The sequence below is a fragment of the uncultured Oscillibacter sp. genome, assembly GCF_947654275.1.
Lineage (GTDB): Bacteria > Bacillota > Clostridia > Oscillospirales > Oscillospiraceae > Oscillibacter.
The window spans coordinates 37,760-53,584 of sequence record NZ_CANTJS010000020.1 but is presented as its reverse complement, the minus strand read 5'-3'; the positions used below and the strand labels follow the sequence as shown (position 1 = coordinate 53,584).

18 protein-coding genes are annotated in these 15,825 nt (G+C 63.5%); 9 read left to right on the top strand and 9 right to left on the bottom strand.

Annotated features, from left to right (window positions below):
- Positions 1-459: 459 nt before the first annotated feature.
- On the bottom strand, positions 460-780 hold the full coding sequence (locus Q0063_RS07330) for a hypothetical protein (RefSeq protein ID WP_297871322.1): 321 nt from the start codon (positions 778-780) through the stop codon (positions 460-462).
- A 172-nt stretch (positions 781-952) separates the two neighbouring features.
- Between Q0063_RS07330 and Q0063_RS07325 the strand changes: the two genes are divergently transcribed.
- A complete protein-coding gene (locus Q0063_RS07325) occupies positions 953-1,153 on the top strand; it encodes a TraY domain-containing protein (RefSeq protein WP_297871321.1) in 201 nt (66 codons plus the stop codon).
- Positions 1,154-1,407: 254 nt separating this feature from the next.
- Here Q0063_RS07325 and spoIIP read toward each other — a convergent pair whose 3' ends face one another.
- Entirely contained in the window at positions 1,408-2,574 is a 1,167-nt protein-coding gene (spoIIP, locus tag Q0063_RS07320) for a stage II sporulation protein P (protein WP_297871320.1), read from the bottom strand.
- A 194-nt stretch (positions 2,575-2,768) separates the two neighbouring features.
- On the opposite strand from spoIIP, the gene Q0063_RS07315 reads away from it, so the two are divergent.
- Genes Q0063_RS07315 through folD form a run of 4 tightly spaced genes read left to right on the top strand, consistent with a single transcriptional unit; the run spans position 2,769 to position 7,297 of the window.
- The gene (locus Q0063_RS07315; protein WP_297871325.1) at positions 2,769-4,034 is read left to right on the top strand and encodes an EF-P 5-aminopentanol modification-associated protein YfmF; all 1,266 of its coding nucleotides are present in this window, start codon (positions 2,769-2,771) and stop codon (positions 4,032-4,034) included.
- On the top strand, positions 4,031-5,302 hold the full coding sequence (locus tag Q0063_RS07310) for an EF-P 5-aminopentanol modification-associated protein YfmH (protein ID WP_297871319.1): 1,272 nt from the start codon (positions 4,031-4,033) through the stop codon (positions 5,300-5,302). Before Q0063_RS07315 ends, Q0063_RS07310 begins: the two co-directional genes overlap by 4 nt.
- A gap of 38 nt (positions 5,303-5,340) precedes the next feature.
- Positions 5,341-6,465, top strand: a complete 1,125-nt coding sequence (lgt, locus tag Q0063_RS07305; protein WP_297871318.1) for a prolipoprotein diacylglyceryl transferase — start codon at positions 5,341-5,343, stop codon at positions 6,463-6,465.
- Positions 6,449-7,297 carry a bifunctional methylenetetrahydrofolate dehydrogenase/methenyltetrahydrofolate cyclohydrolase FolD gene (gene folD / locus Q0063_RS07300; protein ID WP_297871317.1) on the top strand — a complete coding sequence of 283 codons (849 nt, stop codon included), beginning with the start codon at positions 6,449-6,451 and terminating at the stop codon, positions 7,295-7,297. The genes lgt and folD overlap by 17 nt, the downstream gene beginning before the upstream one ends.
- A 137-nt stretch (positions 7,298-7,434) precedes the next feature.
- Here folD and Q0063_RS07295 read toward each other — a convergent pair whose 3' ends face one another.
- On the bottom strand, positions 7,435-8,385 hold the full coding sequence (locus Q0063_RS07295; RefSeq protein WP_297871316.1) for a ComEC/Rec2 family competence protein: 951 nt from the start codon (positions 8,383-8,385) through the stop codon (positions 7,435-7,437).
- Between the two features lie 269 nt (positions 8,386-8,654).
- On the opposite strand from Q0063_RS07295, the gene Q0063_RS07290 reads away from it, so the two are divergent.
- A complete protein-coding gene (locus Q0063_RS07290) occupies positions 8,655-9,305 on the top strand; it encodes an AAA family ATPase (protein ID WP_297871315.1) in 651 nt (216 codons plus the stop codon).
- A 12-nt stretch (positions 9,306-9,317) separates the two neighbouring features.
- On the top strand, positions 9,318-9,704 hold the full coding sequence (locus tag Q0063_RS07285; protein WP_297871314.1) for an immunity 22 family protein: 387 nt from the start codon (positions 9,318-9,320) through the stop codon (positions 9,702-9,704).
- A 164-nt stretch (positions 9,705-9,868) separates the two neighbouring features.
- Here Q0063_RS07285 and Q0063_RS07280 read toward each other — a convergent pair whose 3' ends face one another.
- The 6 genes from Q0063_RS07280 to Q0063_RS07255 form a co-directional block, all read right to left on the bottom strand.
- The gene (locus Q0063_RS07280) at positions 9,869-10,099 is read right to left on the bottom strand and encodes a KH domain-containing protein (protein ID WP_297871313.1); all 231 of its coding nucleotides are present in this window, start codon (positions 10,097-10,099) and stop codon (positions 9,869-9,871) included.
- Between the two features lie 15 nt (positions 10,100-10,114).
- Positions 10,115-10,354, bottom strand: a complete 240-nt coding sequence (gene rpsP, locus Q0063_RS07275; RefSeq protein ID WP_297871312.1) for a 30S ribosomal protein S16 — start codon at positions 10,352-10,354, stop codon at positions 10,115-10,117.
- Between the two features lie 87 nt (positions 10,355-10,441).
- Positions 10,442-11,815, bottom strand: a complete 1,374-nt coding sequence (gene ffh / locus Q0063_RS07270; protein WP_297871311.1) for a signal recognition particle protein — start codon at positions 11,813-11,815, stop codon at positions 10,442-10,444.
- A 4-nt stretch (positions 11,816-11,819) separates the two neighbouring features.
- Positions 11,820-12,185: a YlxM family DNA-binding protein gene (gene ylxM, locus Q0063_RS07265; protein ID WP_297871310.1), complete on the bottom strand. Its 366-nt coding sequence runs from the start codon at positions 12,183-12,185 to the stop codon at positions 11,820-11,822.
- Between the two features lie 213 nt (positions 12,186-12,398).
- Complete coding sequence (locus tag Q0063_RS07260) at positions 12,399-12,845, bottom strand: hypothetical protein (protein ID WP_297871309.1); 447 nt, start codon at positions 12,843-12,845, stop codon at positions 12,399-12,401.
- Between the two features lie 20 nt (positions 12,846-12,865).
- Positions 12,866-13,624, bottom strand: coding sequence for a trans-aconitate 2-methyltransferase (locus Q0063_RS07255; protein ID WP_297871308.1), 759 nt, complete (start codon positions 13,622-13,624; stop codon positions 12,866-12,868).
- Positions 13,625-13,894: 270 nt separating this feature from the next.
- Here Q0063_RS07255 and Q0063_RS07250 point away from each other — a divergent pair, with 270 nt between their 5' ends.
- The gene (locus tag Q0063_RS07250; protein ID WP_297871307.1) at positions 13,895-14,860 is read left to right on the top strand and encodes a dipeptidase; all 966 of its coding nucleotides are present in this window, start codon (positions 13,895-13,897) and stop codon (positions 14,858-14,860) included.
- Positions 14,861-15,142: 282 nt separating this feature from the next.
- On the top strand, positions 15,143-15,823 hold the full coding sequence (locus Q0063_RS07245) for a hypothetical protein (protein WP_297871306.1): 681 nt from the start codon (positions 15,143-15,145) through the stop codon (positions 15,821-15,823).
- Positions 15,824-15,825: the final 2 nt, after the last annotated feature.

Here is a 15,825-nt window from a genome sequence, read left to right as displayed (position 1 = left end):
GCCGTCCGATTTCGGAGGTGTTATGGATTCCCGTTTCCAAATAGGCTCACTCCTTCTGTGTTGAAAATAGGGTGTCCGTACTGGCATAGGGTCTCTGGTTTTTGGGATTTCATGCGCGGACGCAGAATTTTCCAGCGGCCAGCCTTCGAATCATCCTTTCAGTAAAAAACAGAAGAGGCCGCTGTCCCTTTCAGGAAAGCGGCCAGCTTGTCAAAAAACAGCATATGAAAAAAGCATCGGAAAGGAAGATGGAAAGGAACCCATCAGGGGTTCCTTTACCCGCAAGGGGTACGCGACAGCTCTAAGCGGCAAAGCCGCTAAGAGCTGTCCAGTCGTTTTCAATCAAAAGTTTTCAGAACTTCCCACGGGTTCTAAAAATTTGCTCAGGCTGTCGAATTGTCAAAAAGACTTTTTCGACAGCCTGGCCGCTGTTCCTTTCGGGAAAGCGGCCTCTGTCATTCAGGATTCATTTATGGGACCCGGTTTGCGCACAGGCGGGGCGGCGGCTTCACAGCGAATCAGCTCAAAGAGCTTCTGCGGCGTGGGAGGCTCCCCGCCGGCGGCGTTCCACCCGGCCAGGAAGGCGGCGCGGACTATGGCAAACAGCGCGCCTTCCGCTTCATCATACTCCCGCCTCTCTAAGAACCTGTATTCACAACCGCTGAACGCTGTCTGAACGGTCTTTTTCCCGCCATACTGCGTCGATTTCCCTTGCAATCCGTCAGGATTGCCGCGGAAAATTTCCTTGTCTGGCAGGAAAAATTCCCGTCCATCCAGCATCCCCCGGCTATGAATACAGGTTCTAAAACCTGCTGAACGCCTCTTCAAAGTCGTTATTCATCATATTTACCAAAATCTCTCTTTGTTTGCGTCACTGTTGCGTCATTCTTCCTGCTTATTATAATACGACGCTATCATAATGTCAATCCTACGTTATGGAGGCGTCATAATCATGGACCAGAACTATGCCCGCTTTACCCTGCGGGTTCCTCCGAGACTGCTGGAGCAGCTTGGATATATCGCGGAATTCGAGGGACGCACGAAAAACAAAGAGCTTGAGCAGATGATTAAGAAGCGTGTTTCAGAGTTTGAGCGTGAACACGGGGAAATTCCTGATGGGGAATCCATTCATAGCAAAGGTCAAAATTCCTGACAAAGGGGCCGGCCAGAGGACCGGCCCCTACGCATTCCTGTAGGGGCCGCCGCCCCCGGCGGCCCGCCGGGAGGTGTGAGGCGGCCCGCTGGCAGCAACTATGAAGGGGCCGGACTCCGTTCTGGCCCGTCTCCCGGAAGTCTGGCACATCCAAAAAGCGGGGCGGGACAGAGCCCGCCCCCTGCACGTCATCCTCCTGATATCACGGGTGTGGGGGCGACCCCGCCGTATCCCAATTCCTCATTCCTAATTCATCATTCCTCCTTCCGGATCACCGCCGCCATCCGCTCCGCGAAGAGCCGCCCTGCCAGGACCGCCTCCTCCGGAGAGTTCCCGGCGGCCCCCACCTCCACCAGCAGGGACCCCGTGGTGGCGTGCTGGTTATACCGGGAGTTCCGCAGCAGCACCGGTCGCATCAGTGTGGGATACCGCTCCAGAATGTCCTGCTGAATGGACGCCGCCAGCCGCAGATTCTCCATCCAGCCGGGGTGCTCCAGACCGCTGCCGTCGCTGCCGAGAACCAGGGACATCTGGGCGGCAGTGCCTAAGCCCTCAATCTCCGACACGGCCTTGTACTGGTTCCCCTGTCCGTCCTCAATGGCGTCCCGGTGGACGTCCAGAATGAAGCGGATGGAGGGGTACTGGACCAGATAGCTCTGAATGGCCGCCAGGGAACGGTCATAGGCCCCGGAATAGGAGGGGTAATCGTAGAGCGTCCGGTCGTGGAGGACGGAGAGGCCCGCCTCGATGAAGGCCTCCGCCATCTCGTCCCCCACACGCACCACGTTATAGCGGTAGTCCGTGGTCCGGTAGTCCCCGGACCAGACCACCTCCGTGCCGGGAACGGGGGTATAGCCCTCGCTGCCGTGGGTGTGGAGAATCAGAATCTGAGGGGACGCCTCCGACAGCTCCGCTGCGAAGGGCTTTTGAAGCTCCGGAACCGTCAGGGCGTGGCTGGTGGAGTTGCTGATGTACACCCGCCCGCAGACGGTGTATCCGCTGGGGTCCGTGGGCACCAGGGTCTTGGCGGGAACGCCGTTGTCCGCCGCCGGGTCCGGGGTCTCCGGCTCCAGGGGCGTCTCCTCCACCGGGAGAACCATGGGCGTGTCCGTTTCCCCGTCCTCCTCCGGCGTCTCCTGCCGCTCCAGCGCCCAGCGCTCCGCCACGGCCGGCCGGGCGGCCAGCAGCAGCGGCGATTCCCCGATGGCCAGCGCCGCCGCCGGGGAAAGTCCGTCCTCCCGCCACAGATCCCCCAGCTCCCAGCGCAGCGCCTGAAGCGGCAGCGCCTCGCGCAGAGCCCCGAAGGCGGCGGAAGCGGTGTCGCTGCCTGCTGTGACCGCCGCCATCCACAGCGTCCCGGCGGCCAGCAGAGCCGCCTCCAGGCGGCGGAGCAGGCCCGTCCCTCTGCGGGTTTCTCTCATAAGCCCTCACCTCTTGGACAACCTATGCCGGAAGGGCCGCGGATATGCCTGTTTTCCCGTACCGGTTTTTCAGGCGGCCATCTTGCATTCCCGGCCTGTTCGGTATATACTTGGATATAAATTGACACATTGGACGCCTTTCCGGCGTTCTCCACCCACACCCGAACCTTACAAAAGGAGCTGAGAACTTGGAAATGACCAGACGCCGCCTGGCGGACGGGATGTATCTCACCCATCTGCCGGCGAATAAATTCAAAACAAGTATTCTGTCCGCTCAATTCATCACCCCCCTCCGGCAGGAGACCGCCTCCGCCTGCGCGCTGCTGCCCAGCCTGCTGCGGCGGGGCACCGTCACCTGTCCGGACATGAGCAGCCTGTCCGCCAGGCTGGACCGGCTGTATGGGGCCCGCATTGACAGCACCGTCCGCAAATGCGGAGAGAGCCAATGCGTGGGCTTTGTGGCCGGCTTTATCGACGACCGGTATGCCCCCGGCGGCGAACGGCTGCTGGAGCCCGCGGCGGCGCTGCTGGGCGAGCTGATCTGCGACCCCGTCACCGAGGGAGGCCGCTTTGTGACGGATTATTTCGAGAGCGAGCAGGTGAACCTGGCCGACGCCATCCGCAGCGTGCTCAACGACAAGCGCAGCTACGCCGACTGGCGGCTGCTTCAGGAGATGTGTGCCGGAGAGCCCTATGGCGTTTCCCGGCTGGGCAGCGTGGAGTCGGCGGAGGCCATCCAGCCCCGGAAGCTCTACGCCCTCTATCGGGAGCTGATTGCCTCCGCCCGGCTGGAACTGTTCTACAGCGGCAGCGCCGGTCTGGAGCGGGTGGAGGAGGCCCTCCGGGCCGCCTTCGCCACCCTGCCCCGGAAGAACGTCCGGGACCAGGTTCCCCCCACGGTTTCCCACGCCGCCCCGGAGACGGTCCGGACCGTTACCGAGTCTCTGGACGTGGTTCAGGGCAAGCTGGGCATGGGCTTCTCCTGCGGCAGCGAGGACGTTCCCGCCCTGCTGCTGGGCAACACCCTCTTCGGCGGCAGCAGCAATTCCAGACTCTTCCTGAACGTGCGGGAAAAGCTCTCCCTGTGTTATTACGCCTCTTCCCTCTTCCACCGGCAGAAGGGGCTGATTACCGTTTCCTCCGGCATCGAGTTTGAGAACTATCAGAAGGCCTATGACGAGATTCTGGCCCAGCTGGAGGCCGTCCGGAAGGGCGAGCTGGAGGACTGGGAGCTGGAGGGGGCCCGGAGCACGCTGCTGAACGCGTACGCCTCCATGGGGGATTCCCAGGGCCGTCTGGAGAACTTTTTCGTCAGCCAGGCCGCCGTGGGCCGGAACGAGACGCCGGAGCTGCTGGCCGCCAAGGTCCGGGAGGTCACATTGGAGCGCATCTGCCGGGCCATGGAGACGGTGGAGCTGGACACGGTATACTTCCTGCGGGGAAAGGAGGCGGAGGCATGAAGCAGCGCTTTTATGAACGGATTGGGGAGTCTGTCTGTCTGGAGACGCTGCCCAACGGGCTGGAGCTCCGGATTGTGTCCAAGCCGGGCTACGCCAAAAAATACGCCTTTTTCGCCACCAATTACGGCGGCATGGACACCCGCTTCACCCTGGACGGACAGCTGCGGGACACCCCCGCCGGCATTGCCCACTATCTGGAGCACAAGATGTTCGACACCGAGGAGGGCAACGCCCTCCAGCGCCTGGCCCAGAACGGGGCCGAGCCCAACGCCTTCACCGCCAACGCCCTCACCGGGTATTATTTCAGCTCCACGGAGCATTTCGAGGAGAACCTGGAAATCCTCCTCTCCTTCGTCTCCATCCCCTGGTTTACCGAGGAGAGCGTGGCCAAGGAGCAGGGCATCATCGGCCAGGAAATCCGCATGATTGAGGACAATCCCGACTGGCAGGTCTATCACCAGATGCTCCAGTGCCTCTACAGCGTGAATCCCGCCCGGGTTTCCATCGCCGGCACGGTGGAGAGCATCTCCCACATCACGGCGGACACGCTCTATGCCTGCCACAAGGCCTTCTACACCCCCGCCAACATGATTCTGACGGTGGTGGGAGACGTGGACCCCATCCACATCTCCGACCTGGCCCGCAGGGTGCTTCCCCGGGAGAGCGGCGCGCCCATCTCCCGGGCGTGGGAGGAGGAGCCGGAGACCGTGGCGAAGCGGGAGAGCCGTATTGCCATGGAGGTCTCCCTGCCTCAGTTCCTGCTGGGCTTCAAGTGCCGCCCGGTGTGGGAGGGGGAGAACTATTTCCGGAGCCTGATTGTGGGCGAGCTGGCCTGCGACCTGCTTCTGGGGGAGTCCAGCCCCCTCTATCAGCGGCTCTACAGTCAGGGGCTGATTAACGCCAGCTTCGGCGGGTCCTATGAGATGCTGCCCGGCGCGGCCTATTTCTCCGCCGGAGGCGACAGCAAGGACCCCCGGGCCGTGTCCGCCGCCGTCTGCCAGGAGGCCCGCCGTCTGGTCCGGGAGGGCGTGGACCCGGATTTCTACCAGCAGATTCGCCGGGCCGCCTTCGGCGCCAGCCTGCGGGGCCTGGACTCCTTTGAAAACATCGCCGTCACCATGACCGAGGGCTGTTTCAACAGCTACGACCCCCTGCGCTTCCCGGAGACCTTCGACTCCATCGGACCCGATGACCTGCTGGCCTTTCTGAAGGAAAACATCACGGAGGAGCGGTCGGTCCTCAGCGAGATTGTCCCCAAAGAGGGCTGATCTCCGGCATTCCAATCAAGAAAGAAGGAGCAATTGCCTTGACTGCGCTGAAAGATATGCCCATTTCCTTTCCCGGCCTGTTCGGCGGCTGGGAGTTCAACCCGGACCCGGTGGCCCTGCACGTCGGCCACGGGATTTACTGGTACGGCATCATCCTGGCCCTGGCCTCTCTGGCGGGGATGCTGCTGTGCATGAAGCTGGCCCCCCGGTACGGTCTGACGGAGGACAACGTGCTGGACCTGGTGCTCTGGGCGGTGCCCTGCTGTATCCTGGGGTCCCGAATCTATTATGTGGTGTTTTACCTGGACCTGTACCGGAATGCAGCCGGGGGCCTGGACTGGGGCCGGATCATCGCCATTTGGGACGGCGGCCTGGCCATTTACGGCACCGTGATTGCCGGGGCGCTGGTGGCCTTTCTCTACGCCCGGCGGAAGAAAATCCGCTTCGGGGCCATGGCGGACCTGGCGGTGATGGGCCTGCTGCTGGGCCAGATCATTGGCCGCTGGGCCAACTTCATCAACCGGGAGGCCTTCGGCGGCCCTACGGAGCTGCCCTGGCGGATGCGGCTGTGGGTCAGCCAGTATCAGTTTGTGGAGGTCCATCCCACCTTTTTGTATGAGAGCCTTTGGAACCTGCTTGGTCTGGGGCTGATTCTCTTCATCGTCTCCAGGGGGCGGCGGTTCGACGGGGAAAACACCTGGTTCTACTTCCTGTGGTACGGCCTGGGCCGGTCCTGGATTGAGGGCCTGCGGACCGACAGCCTGTATCTTTTCGACTGGACCTTCCTGGGCCAGCCCATTCGGGTCTCCCAGGCCCTGAGCCTGGTCATGGCCTGTGTGGCTGCCGTCATGCTGTTCTACAACATCCGGATTCGGAAGGCCCTGCCGGAAAACCTGCTGGTGAACCGGCTGGCGGCGGAGGCGGAGGCTCGGGCGGAGGCCGAGGCGGCGGAAGCCGCCGCGCGGATGCAGGCGGACGCCCGTCTGGAGGCCGGGGTTCTCTCCGCCGCCCCGGCGGCGGGCCTGAGGGGCGGGGAGGAGGACTGCCCCCCGCCGGAGGGCGAAAAACCCGAGGGCGAGGAACCTGTGGGCGAAAAACCTGTGGGCGAAAAACCGGAAGGCGAAAAACCAAAGGAGGACAAACCCAATGGCGGTATGGATTGACGGAAAGGCCCTGGCGGCCAAAATCAAGGCCCAGGTCCGGGAGGAGGCGGCGGCGCTGCCCGCCCAACCGGTTCTGGCGGTGGTCCTGGTGGGCGAGGACCCGGCCTCTCAAATTTACGTACGGGGCAAGGAGCGGGACTGCGCCGAGTGCGGCATCCGCAGTCTTGCCCACCGGCTTCCGGCGGACACCCGCCAGGAGGACCTGATGGCCCTTATTCAAGCCCTGAACAACGACCCGGCGGCAGACGGCATCCTGGTCCAGCTCCCCCTGCCTGAGGGGCTGGATTCCAAACAGGTGCTGGAGGCCATCCGCCCCGACAAGGACGTGGACTGCTTCCACCCCCTCAACGTGGGCAAGATGACCCTGGGCCGGGAGGGCTTCCGGCCCTGCACCCCCGCCGGCGTCATGGAGATGCTGAAGGCCTATGACATCCCCGTCCGGGGGAAGCGCTGTGTTGTCATTGGCCGGAGCAGTCTGGTGGGCCAGCCTCTGGCGGCTCTGCTGACCCAGGCCGACGGCACCGTCACCCTCTGCCACTCCCGGACGGAAAACCTGGCGGAGCACACCCGTCAGGCGGACATTCTGGTGTCCGCCGTGGGCCGCCCCGGACTGGTCACCGGGGATATGGTGAAGGAGGGGGCCGCGGTGATTGACGTGGCCATCAACCGGGGAGAGAACGGAAAGCTCCGGGGCGACGTGGACTTTGAGGCGGTGGAGAAAAAAGCCGCTTTCATCACCCCGGTGCCCGGCGGCGTGGGCCCCATGACCCGGGCCATGCTGATGCGCGGCGTGCTGTATGCCGCCCAGCTTCATCAGGCGCAGGAGGTCTGAGGGACCGGGCCCGGCCCAAAGTTTTGGTGCACACAAAAAGTCCCAGAACGAGAAAAAAGTCCCGCGCACACACAGAAAAATCCCGGAGCGTACCGCTCCGGGATTTTTTAGATTTGTGCAGTATTGCTGTTTCGCCCCTAGTCGATTTCGATATGGACCGACTCGTGGAATGCCGGCTCCACCAGTCCGGGAATGTCCACGGCGTCGGTGAAACGGAGGTCCTGAACGTACTCCTGAAGCAGGGAGACGATGCAGGGATGGGGCCGCTCGTCGGGCCGGCCCGCCGCCACGCAGACCACCGCCGTCCTGGGGGCCAGACGGCTGAGGACCTTGCGGTTGATGGAGGCCAGGGAGGCGTGATGGGGGACCTTCAGAATGTCGCAGGGGAACAGGGTGTCGTTGTCCCAGACGACGCCGTAGGCGTCGCCTCCCAGGACGATTTCCCTCCCGTGGTAATAGAGCCGCTGGCGGAGACTGGAGATGTTCATGGACTTGGTCCAGCGCATCAGGTCATAGGCGTTCCGCTCCCCCCGGAAGGCGGCGTCGTAGATTGCCTTCTGCCGGGGATACAGGGCCGGCTCCCCGGCGATGAGGTCCATGGACAGGTCCTCCGTCAGCTGGAGGCGCTCCACCCGGTCCCCCGGATATTCAATGAATTCCTCCACCCGGTCCGGGTGCTCCCGGAGGGCCCGGGCGTACATGTCCACACAGCGCAGCAGGTTCCGGGCGGCCTTGGGCAGGCCGTTGTCCCCGTCGGGGTCCAGGGGGCCGTTTTCCTCCGGCGGGATGTAGCTGGCGATGAACTGGCCCACCGCGGCGGCCTCCAGCACCCGGCTCAGGCCGCCGATGTGGTCCCGGTGGTAATGGGTGGCCAGAAGGACGTCCAGATGGTCCACTCCCTCTTTTTTCAGGAAGTCCCCGGCGTAAATGCGCCGGGAATGGGGGTCCGTGGGAGCGGGATGGTCATCCCGGATCAGGTTGTCGTGCCCGCAGTCCACCAGCATGGAGAAGCGAAGCGCCCCGCCCTCCAGCTCCCGGACCAGAATGGAATCTCCGTTGCCCACATTGATAAAATCCAAAACCAGCATAGCCGCGCCCCCTGTGTTTTTATTTCAGCGGTTCTCGTTTTCTACGGACCGGAATCTTGATTGTTCTACGATACCACAGCCTGAAAAGCCTGGCAAGCCAAAGGGGCGGTCCGGGGATGCCAAATTTTTGTCCTAAAATTTGGCATCCTGACGAATGGAAGCCCGGGGGCCGGCCGGGAGGCCGGATTGGCGGCGGGGCGCGAAGTTTTATTTGACGGTGCCTGCATTTTGGAATATAATAGAACTGCCAAGGAAAGGAGGGTCCCCCTATGAAAACCATCATCACCATTGGCCGGCAGTTCGGTAGCGGCGGCAAGGAAGTGGGCATCCGCGTTGCGAAGGAGCTGGGCATCCCCTTTTATGATAAGGAAATCCTGCGGGAGGCCGCCAGGAAAAGCGGCCTGTGCGAAAAAATTCTGGAAAACTTCGACGAGCGGCCCAAGAGCCTTCTGTACTCCATCGCCATGGATTCCTATATGTTTTCCCTGCCGGGGGCCGGGGCGGGGGAATCCCTGGAGCAGCAGGTCTATCTGGCCACCTTCAACACCATCCGCCAGATTGCGGAGCAGGGCCCCTGCGTCATCATCGGACGCTGCGCGGACTATGCCCTGGCCAGCGACCCCAACCACCTGAGCCTCTTCATCCACGCGCCTCTGGAGGACCGCATCCGCCGGGTGGCGAAGCGGCAGAGCCTGACGCCGGAGAAGGCCAGGGCGCTGATTCTCAAGACCGACAAGCGCCGGGCCTCCTACTATGAGTATTATTCCTCTCAGAGGTGGGGCGCGGTGGACAGCTACGACTGCTGTCTCAACAGCAGCTTCCTGGGTCTGGGGGGCACGGTGGAGCTGATCCGGGCCATGGTGGAGCACAGGGAGCACCCCGTCCCCAGCCCCACCGAGGAGGACCCCACCGGGAAGTAAGGAGCATGGTCAATGGAACAGGAAGGCATTGTGTCTGTGTGGGCAGGCGTCTTTGAAACGGAGCAGATGTTAAGGGACTATTTCGACGGTGCGGCCGGGTGTGACATTCCTGCTTTCAGCCGGGATTTTTTCGGCGGGTGCGATATCTACCCCTTTGACACGGATTTTTCGGAGCGCAGCGTGCACGAACTGACTGCGGACCCGGAAGCGCTGGTCCGCCATTATTCCGAAGGCACGGCCATCGGTCCGGAGCTGAAAAAGCTGTTTCCGCGGGGCTTGGAACGGCCCTGCAACGCCGCGATTCTGGTCTATTCCTACAGGTATGACCCGGAGGAGGGCCCGCCCAGCCCCGACGCGCCGGTGACGTTTCTGGCCGCCGTCCCATGTGACCTGGATTGAAGTCCGGCCGTCCCATCCCCCGGGCGAAACGCGGGAAATCAGGAAAAGCCGGAAAAGGTCCGAAAAAGTCCCCAAAAGCCTAAAAAGCGCCAAAAAGCCAAAAAGCCAAAAAGCAAAAAAACCAGGAACGGACAGCCGTTCCTGGTTTTTCCGGTTTTTCGTTCTCAGTCCACAATGTCCACAGAAACCCTTGTGCCGGTACGCTGGGCGTAGGACCGGATGACCGTCCGGATTTCCTTGGCGATGCGGCCCTGCCGGCCGATGACCTTGCCCATGTCCTCGGGGGCCACCCGCAGCTCCAGAGTCAGCTCCTGCGCTCCGGGGACCTCCGTGACGGAGACCGCGTCGGGATTGTCCACCAGGTTCCTGGCGATGTAGAGCAGCAAGTCCTTCATGCGCCGTCCTCCGGATCAGAGGACTTCCAGCTTTTTCAGAAGCGCTCTGACGGTGTCGGTGGGCTGGGCGCCGGACTTGATCCAGGCCTGGGCCCGCTCGGTGTCGATTTTGATTTCAGCGGGGGAGACGCAGGGATTATAGGTGCCGATTTCCTCGATGAAACGGCCGTCCCGGGGGAAGCGGGAGTCGGCAACGACAACCCGGTAGAAGGGAGCCTTCTTCGCGCCCATGCGGCGCAGTCTGATTTTGACCATAGCGTGTGTACCTCCAAGATTTAAAATAGTTGTTGATTTATTATAAATGCTGAAAGCCTTCCAATGCTCCGCACTTATAGCGCTTTATTAACGGAACCGCTTTTTCCGGCCGAAGCCGTGAAGCCTGGGGTTTTTCATTCCGCCGAAGCCCCCCAGCTGGGGCATCCGGCTCTTGCTCATCTGCTTGGTGAGCTGCTGCATCATGTCGAACTGCTTCAGCAGGCGGTTTACGTCCACCACCTCCAGACCGCAGCCGGCGGCAATGCGCTTTTTCCGGCTGGCGTTCAGAATCTGGGGGTTTTCCCGCTCCAGGGGGGTCATGGAGAGGATGATGGCCTCGGTGCGGGACATCATTTTCTCGTCGATGGACGCCCCCTGCATCTGCTTGCCCAGTCCTCCCGGCATCATGCCCAGCAGCTGGCTCAGATCGCCCATGCCCTTGAGCTGCTGGAGCTGGTCGTAGTAGTCCTGGAGGGTGAAGCGGTTTTTCCGCAGTTTTTCCTCCAGCTTGGCGGCCTGCTTTTCGTCATAGGCCTGCTCGGCCTTCTCGATGAAGGAGAGCATGTCGCCCATCCCCAGAATGCGGGAGGCCATGCGGTCCGGGTGGAAGGGCTCGATCATGTCCAGCTTCTCGCCGGTGCCGGCGAACTTGACGGGCTTCCCCGTGGCCGCCCGGATGGACAGGGCCGCGCCGCCCCGGGCGTCGCCGTCCAGCTTCGTGAGAATCACGCCGTCGACGCCCAGAGCCTCGTCAAAGGCCGCGGCGGCGTTTACCGCGTCCTGACCGGTCATGGCGTCCACCACCAGCAGAATTTCGTTGGGATGGACGGCGGCCTTCATCCGCCTGAGCTCGTCCATCAGATTCTCGTCCACATGGAGCCGGCCCGCGGTGTCCAGGAACACCATGTCGCTGCCGTGGTCTCTGGCGTGGCGGATGGCGTTCTCGGCGATCTTCACCGGGTCGCCCTGTCCCTGCTCAAAAACCGGCAGGTCCATCTGGCCGCCCACCACCTTCAGCTGCTCGATGGCGGCGGGACGGTACACGTCGCAGGCGGCCAGAAGCGGCCGCTTCTGGTACTGCCGGCGCATCAGCCCGCCCAGCTTTGCCGTGGTGGTGGTTTTGCCCGCGCCCTGGAGACCCACCATCATCACAATGGTGGGACCGGAGTTTGCCATGGTAATCCGGGCGTTGGCCCCGCCCATCAGCTTCGTCAATTCCTCGTTGACGATTTTCACCACCTGCTGCGCCGGGGTAAGGCTGTCCAGCACGTCGCTGCCCACGGCCCGCTCGGTCACCGTGGCGACGAACTCCTTGACCACCTTGTAGCTGACGTCGGCCTCCAGCAGGGCCAGGCGGACCTCCCGCATGGCCTCCCGGACGTCGTTTTCCGTCAGGCGTCCCTTGCCCCGGAGGCGCTTGAACGCGGCGTTCAGTTTTTCGGTTAATCCTTCAAATGCCATAAGCTCATTCCCTCAGCGCGGAGGCCTCTCCGCGGATCAAATCCGCCAGCTCCGTGAGCCGGGCGTTGTCATACTGGCGGTAGTTGATGGTTTTTATTTCGGCGGCGGCTCTCAGAATCGCGTCCAGGTGGGGCCGCTGGGCCTCGAACCGCCGGATGATGCCGGTGCGGTCCTCCACCTCCTGCATGGCGGCCTCGGCCCGGACGATGACGTCCCGGACCCCCTGCCGGGAGATGCCGGCGTTTTCCGCGATTTCCGCCAGGGACAGGTCCTCGTTGTAGTAGAGGTCGAAAAACTCCCTCTGCCGCTCCGTCAGAATCTCGCCGTAGAAGTCGAAGAGCATCGTCATGCGGTAGGTCTGGTTCTTCATGAGCCCGCTCCTCCTTTTCATGTAAAGCCGTGCGCCTTTACAAAGTGAATTCAGTTTACAGCATCCCGGCCGAAAAGTCAAGGGGGAAACTGCCGGGAATGTAAAAATATTTTCCTTTACACAGCCGGTTTTCGCGCCCTCCCGGCGGAAGACCCGGAGGGGCCGCCTTCCTCCGGGAAGGCCCGCCGCCTCCGGAGGCCCGGGAGGCGGGTGTCAGAGCTCCAGGTCCGCCCCGTCCCAGTGCTCCGCCGTCTCCGCCTCGATGTCCGCCAGGGCCTCCGGGCTGACGAAGCCCTCTGTCTCCCGCTCAATGTCTATCAGCGTCTCCCGCTCAATCTCCCGGAACCGCCGGAGGGAATTTTGAAAATACGTCCGGCTCATGGGCTGGGACCGCCAGACGCCGCCGCTCCGGACCTCCTCGCAGAGCTCCGTTTCAATCCCGGCGGCGCCGCATTCCTTCACCAGCTGTGCCAGCTTCCGGGTTCCGTCCCGGAGGAATGGTTCCGCGTCGGTGAGATAGACGGCTTCATGCGCCTGTATCCTCCGCCTCAGCTCCAGCAGGGACAGGTCCGGAAACCATTTCCGCAGCAGCTTCAGCGCCGCCGGGTCCGCCGTCCTGCTTTTCAGCTTCAGGCTCTGCCTGTAGGAGTGGTTTTTCACAGCGCTTCCCCCTTTCGCATTCACAGCCGTATGGCCTTCATCCGCAGCCGCACATAGTCGGCGTACCACACCCCGTCCCGGCACAAATCGTTTCGGAGCGCCGCCGCCGTCTCTCTCAGCACATCCCGTTTCTCTTCCTCCGTCTCAAGGGCGGCCAGCGGAGTCTTCAAAAACATGGCCATCCAGTCCTCCAGCCCCCGGTCCCCGGCGAGGCGGGTAGGCCGGTCGAAGAGAAGAGCGAGGCGGACCCGGAAGCCCGCCGCCTCCAGCCGCCCGGCGTATTCCCCCACGGTGGGGAAGTAGAAGGGGTTCCGATAGGGCAGCCCCCGCCGGGCGAAGGTCTCCGCCAGGGCCCCGTGAATCAGCCGGTTGTTCCCGGCCCCGCCGAACTCGAACACGAACTGCCCGCCGGGCTTCAGGGCGGCGTGGACGCAGCGCAGCAGGTCCGGCTGGCGGGCGGCGTCAATCCAGTGGAACACCGCGTTGGAAAACACGGCGTCCACCGGCTCCGGCAGGGAGAAATCCGCCGCGTCCCCCTGGAAAAAGGGGATGTCCGGCCAGCTCCTCCGGGCCAGGGCCAGCTGCTCCGGCGAGGCCTCCAGCCCCATGGTCCGAAAGCCCCTGTCCCGCAGCCGGGCTGTCAGGGCCCCGTTTCCGCAGCCCAGGTCCAGCAGCGTTCCCCCGGCCACGGGGTCCACCAGCTCCGCCACGCCGCCGCCGTACTGCTGTACAAAGGAGAAGTCCGAGCCGTATTTCTCCGCGTCCCATTGAATATTCATGCGTGCCTCCCGTTCCGCCGGGTTTGGGCCCCGGCCTCAGTGCTGATTTGCTGTCATCATACCAGTCGGGGCGTTGTCTGTCAACGGCCGGACTGCTTGACCGGGGCCGGCTCCCGCACTTCTTCTATTGGCAGAACACCCTGTGGGGCCTGGTTCCCAGACCAGGCCATTTCCCGCCCCCGGCGCAAAATTCCCCTTCCCGCCGCCGCACCGGCGTGCTATACTGGTGGAGAACAGCGCCCCTCACAGGGGCCGAAGGGGGTTTTTCAATTGACCGTATTGGACGGACATTCCGATCTTCTATATGACGTGACCCGCCGCCGTCTCGCAGGGGAGACCCGGGTGCTGGAGCGGCGGCACCTGGACCGCCTCCGCCGGGGCGGCGTGGAGGGGCTGGTGCTGGCCCTGTGGTACGGCACGGGGCCCCATAACGAGACCTTCTGGAAGGAGGTGCCGGAGGCCGGCGGCGCCGCGGAGCGTCTGGGCATCATGCTGGACTGCGCCCGGGCGGAGCTGGCGGAGTGCCCCTGGCTGGCGGCGGTCCGCACCCGGGAGGAGGCGGAGGCCGCCCGCGCCGCGGGGAAGCTCTACGCCTTCCTCTGCATCGAGGGCATGGAGGCCCTGGAGGGTCCGGAGGACCTGGACCGTCTGGCGGGGCTGGGACTCCGGACGGGAATGCTGACCTGGAACGAGGAAAACCCCTTTGCCGCCGGGGCGGCCCAGGACCCCCGGAAGGGCCTGACGGACCTGGGGCGGCGGACGGTCCGGCGGATGGAGGACCTGGGCGTCCTGCCTGATGCGTCCCACCTGAACGAGGCGGGCTTCTGGGACCTGCTGGACGCCGCCGGGGGCACGGTGATCGCCTCCCACTCCAACTGCCGCCGCCTCTGCGACGTGCCCCGGAATCTGACGGACGAACAGCTCCGGGCCATCCGGGACCGGGGCGGCGTTGTGGGGCTGAACGTCTATCACGGCTTCGTCCACGCCGCCCCGGAGGGCCAGACGGCGGAAATGCTGGCTCGCCATGCCGCCCATATGGCAGAGGTGATGGGGGCGGAGCACGTGGCCTGCGGCTTCGACTTCTGCGAGTTTATGGGCCCGGGGAACGACGGGGCCCGGGGTCTGGAGGACTGCTCCGGCGTCCCGGCCTTCTTCCGGGAGCTGGAGCGGCTGGGCATGAGCGCCCGGGAGCGGGAGGGGATTGCCCGGGAGAACCTTCTGCGGGTTCTGGGCTGACCGCCGGGCCGCCTTTTGGCCTGAGCCGTAATTTTTGCGGCCCTTCCGCCAACCCGTGGGAGTGCCCGATTGGCAGTAGGGGCCGGGCTTTGTCCCCTTCCCCGAACGCATGGAGAGCCGGAAGAACGGGAGGGGACAGAGCCCCTTCCCTACAGGGCATCCCCGCTGTAAAACGCGTGAGCGGACGCGCCCCAAACCCTTCCGCCCCTTGCATTGCGGCGAAAAGCGTGCTAAACTGACAGTATCCGCGGAGACCCCGCGACGACTGTCAGGGAGGTACTGATGATGAGTAATCCTGAAAAGCTGAGACTGCGCGAGCTGTGGCCCGGCAGCTTTCTCAAAAGAAACTCCGTCTGCTTTTATGTCTTGGACTATCTCCGTTTTGACGACCCGGACAATCCGCAGTTTATCCTGGACCTGAAAAACACCTTTGACAACGAATCCCTCGAAACCCTGAACGCCGCCAAGGAGACCGCCAGGGACATTCTGGTGCGGTGGGCCCCGGAGGTGATGCGCCGGATGAATATGCGGGCCTGCACCATGGTCTGCATCCCCAGGGCCAAGGCCTTCGACACCTACACGGACACCCAGATGTATCTGCTGAAGGCCGTGTCCGAGGCGGCGCAGGCCCTGGCGGACAGAGGCGTCACCGACGGAGCCGGGGCCGTCCGCCGGGTGGTCAGCACCAGGACCACCCATCTGCCGGACCGGACGGAGCGGGTCACCGCCGGCGGAGGCCGGGAGGTCAACACCGGCGACAAGCCCTATCCCGGCATCACCAACAGGACCTGTGAGATTGACGCCGGCCTGATTCGGGGGCGGGATATTCTGCTGGTGGACGATATCTATACCGGCGGCGTCTATATTGATGAGGACTGCATCCAGGCCCTCTATGACGCGGGAGCGGCAAGGGTTATTCTCTTCACCCTCTCCTGCACAGCACCCAGGAAGGAGACCACCTGAAT

What these genes read in the sequence shown, in the direction of transcription:
- Q0063_RS07330 (WP_297871322.1), bottom strand. Translation starts at nt 780, where the DNA reads ATGCTGGATGGACGGGAATTTTTCCTGCCAGACAAGGAAATTTTCCGC.
- Q0063_RS07325 (WP_297871321.1), top strand. Translation starts at nt 953, where the DNA reads ATGGACCAGAACTATGCCCGCTTTACCCTGCGGGTTCCTCCGAGACTG.
- spoIIP (WP_297871320.1), bottom strand. Translation starts at nt 2,574, where the DNA reads ATGAGAGAAACCCGCAGAGGGACGGGCCTGCTCCGCCGCCTGGAGGCG.
- Q0063_RS07315 (WP_297871325.1), top strand. Translation starts at nt 2,769, where the DNA reads ATGACCAGACGCCGCCTGGCGGACGGGATGTATCTCACCCATCTGCCG.
- Q0063_RS07310 (WP_297871319.1), top strand. Translation starts at nt 4,031, where the DNA reads ATGAAGCAGCGCTTTTATGAACGGATTGGGGAGTCTGTCTGTCTGGAG.
- folD (WP_297871317.1), top strand. Translation starts at nt 6,449, where the DNA reads ATGGCGGTATGGATTGACGGAAAGGCCCTGGCGGCCAAAATCAAGGCC.
- Q0063_RS07295 (WP_297871316.1), bottom strand. Translation starts at nt 8,385, where the DNA reads ATGCTGGTTTTGGATTTTATCAATGTGGGCAACGGAGATTCCATTCTG.
- Q0063_RS07290 (WP_297871315.1), top strand. Translation starts at nt 8,655, where the DNA reads ATGAAAACCATCATCACCATTGGCCGGCAGTTCGGTAGCGGCGGCAAG.
- Q0063_RS07285 (WP_297871314.1), top strand. Translation starts at nt 9,318, where the DNA reads ATGGAACAGGAAGGCATTGTGTCTGTGTGGGCAGGCGTCTTTGAAACG.
- Q0063_RS07280 (WP_297871313.1), bottom strand. Translation starts at nt 10,099, where the DNA reads ATGAAGGACTTGCTGCTCTACATCGCCAGGAACCTGGTGGACAATCCC.
- rpsP (WP_297871312.1), bottom strand. Translation starts at nt 10,354, where the DNA reads ATGGTCAAAATCAGACTGCGCCGCATGGGCGCGAAGAAGGCTCCCTTC.
- ffh (WP_297871311.1), bottom strand. Translation starts at nt 11,815, where the DNA reads ATGGCATTTGAAGGATTAACCGAAAAACTGAACGCCGCGTTCAAGCGC.
- ylxM (WP_297871310.1), bottom strand. Translation starts at nt 12,185, where the DNA reads ATGAAGAACCAGACCTACCGCATGACGATGCTCTTCGACTTCTACGGC.
- Q0063_RS07255 (WP_297871308.1), bottom strand. Translation starts at nt 13,624, where the DNA reads ATGAATATTCAATGGGACGCGGAGAAATACGGCTCGGACTTCTCCTTT.
- Q0063_RS07245 (WP_297871306.1), top strand. Translation starts at nt 15,143, where the DNA reads ATGATGAGTAATCCTGAAAAGCTGAGACTGCGCGAGCTGTGGCCCGGC.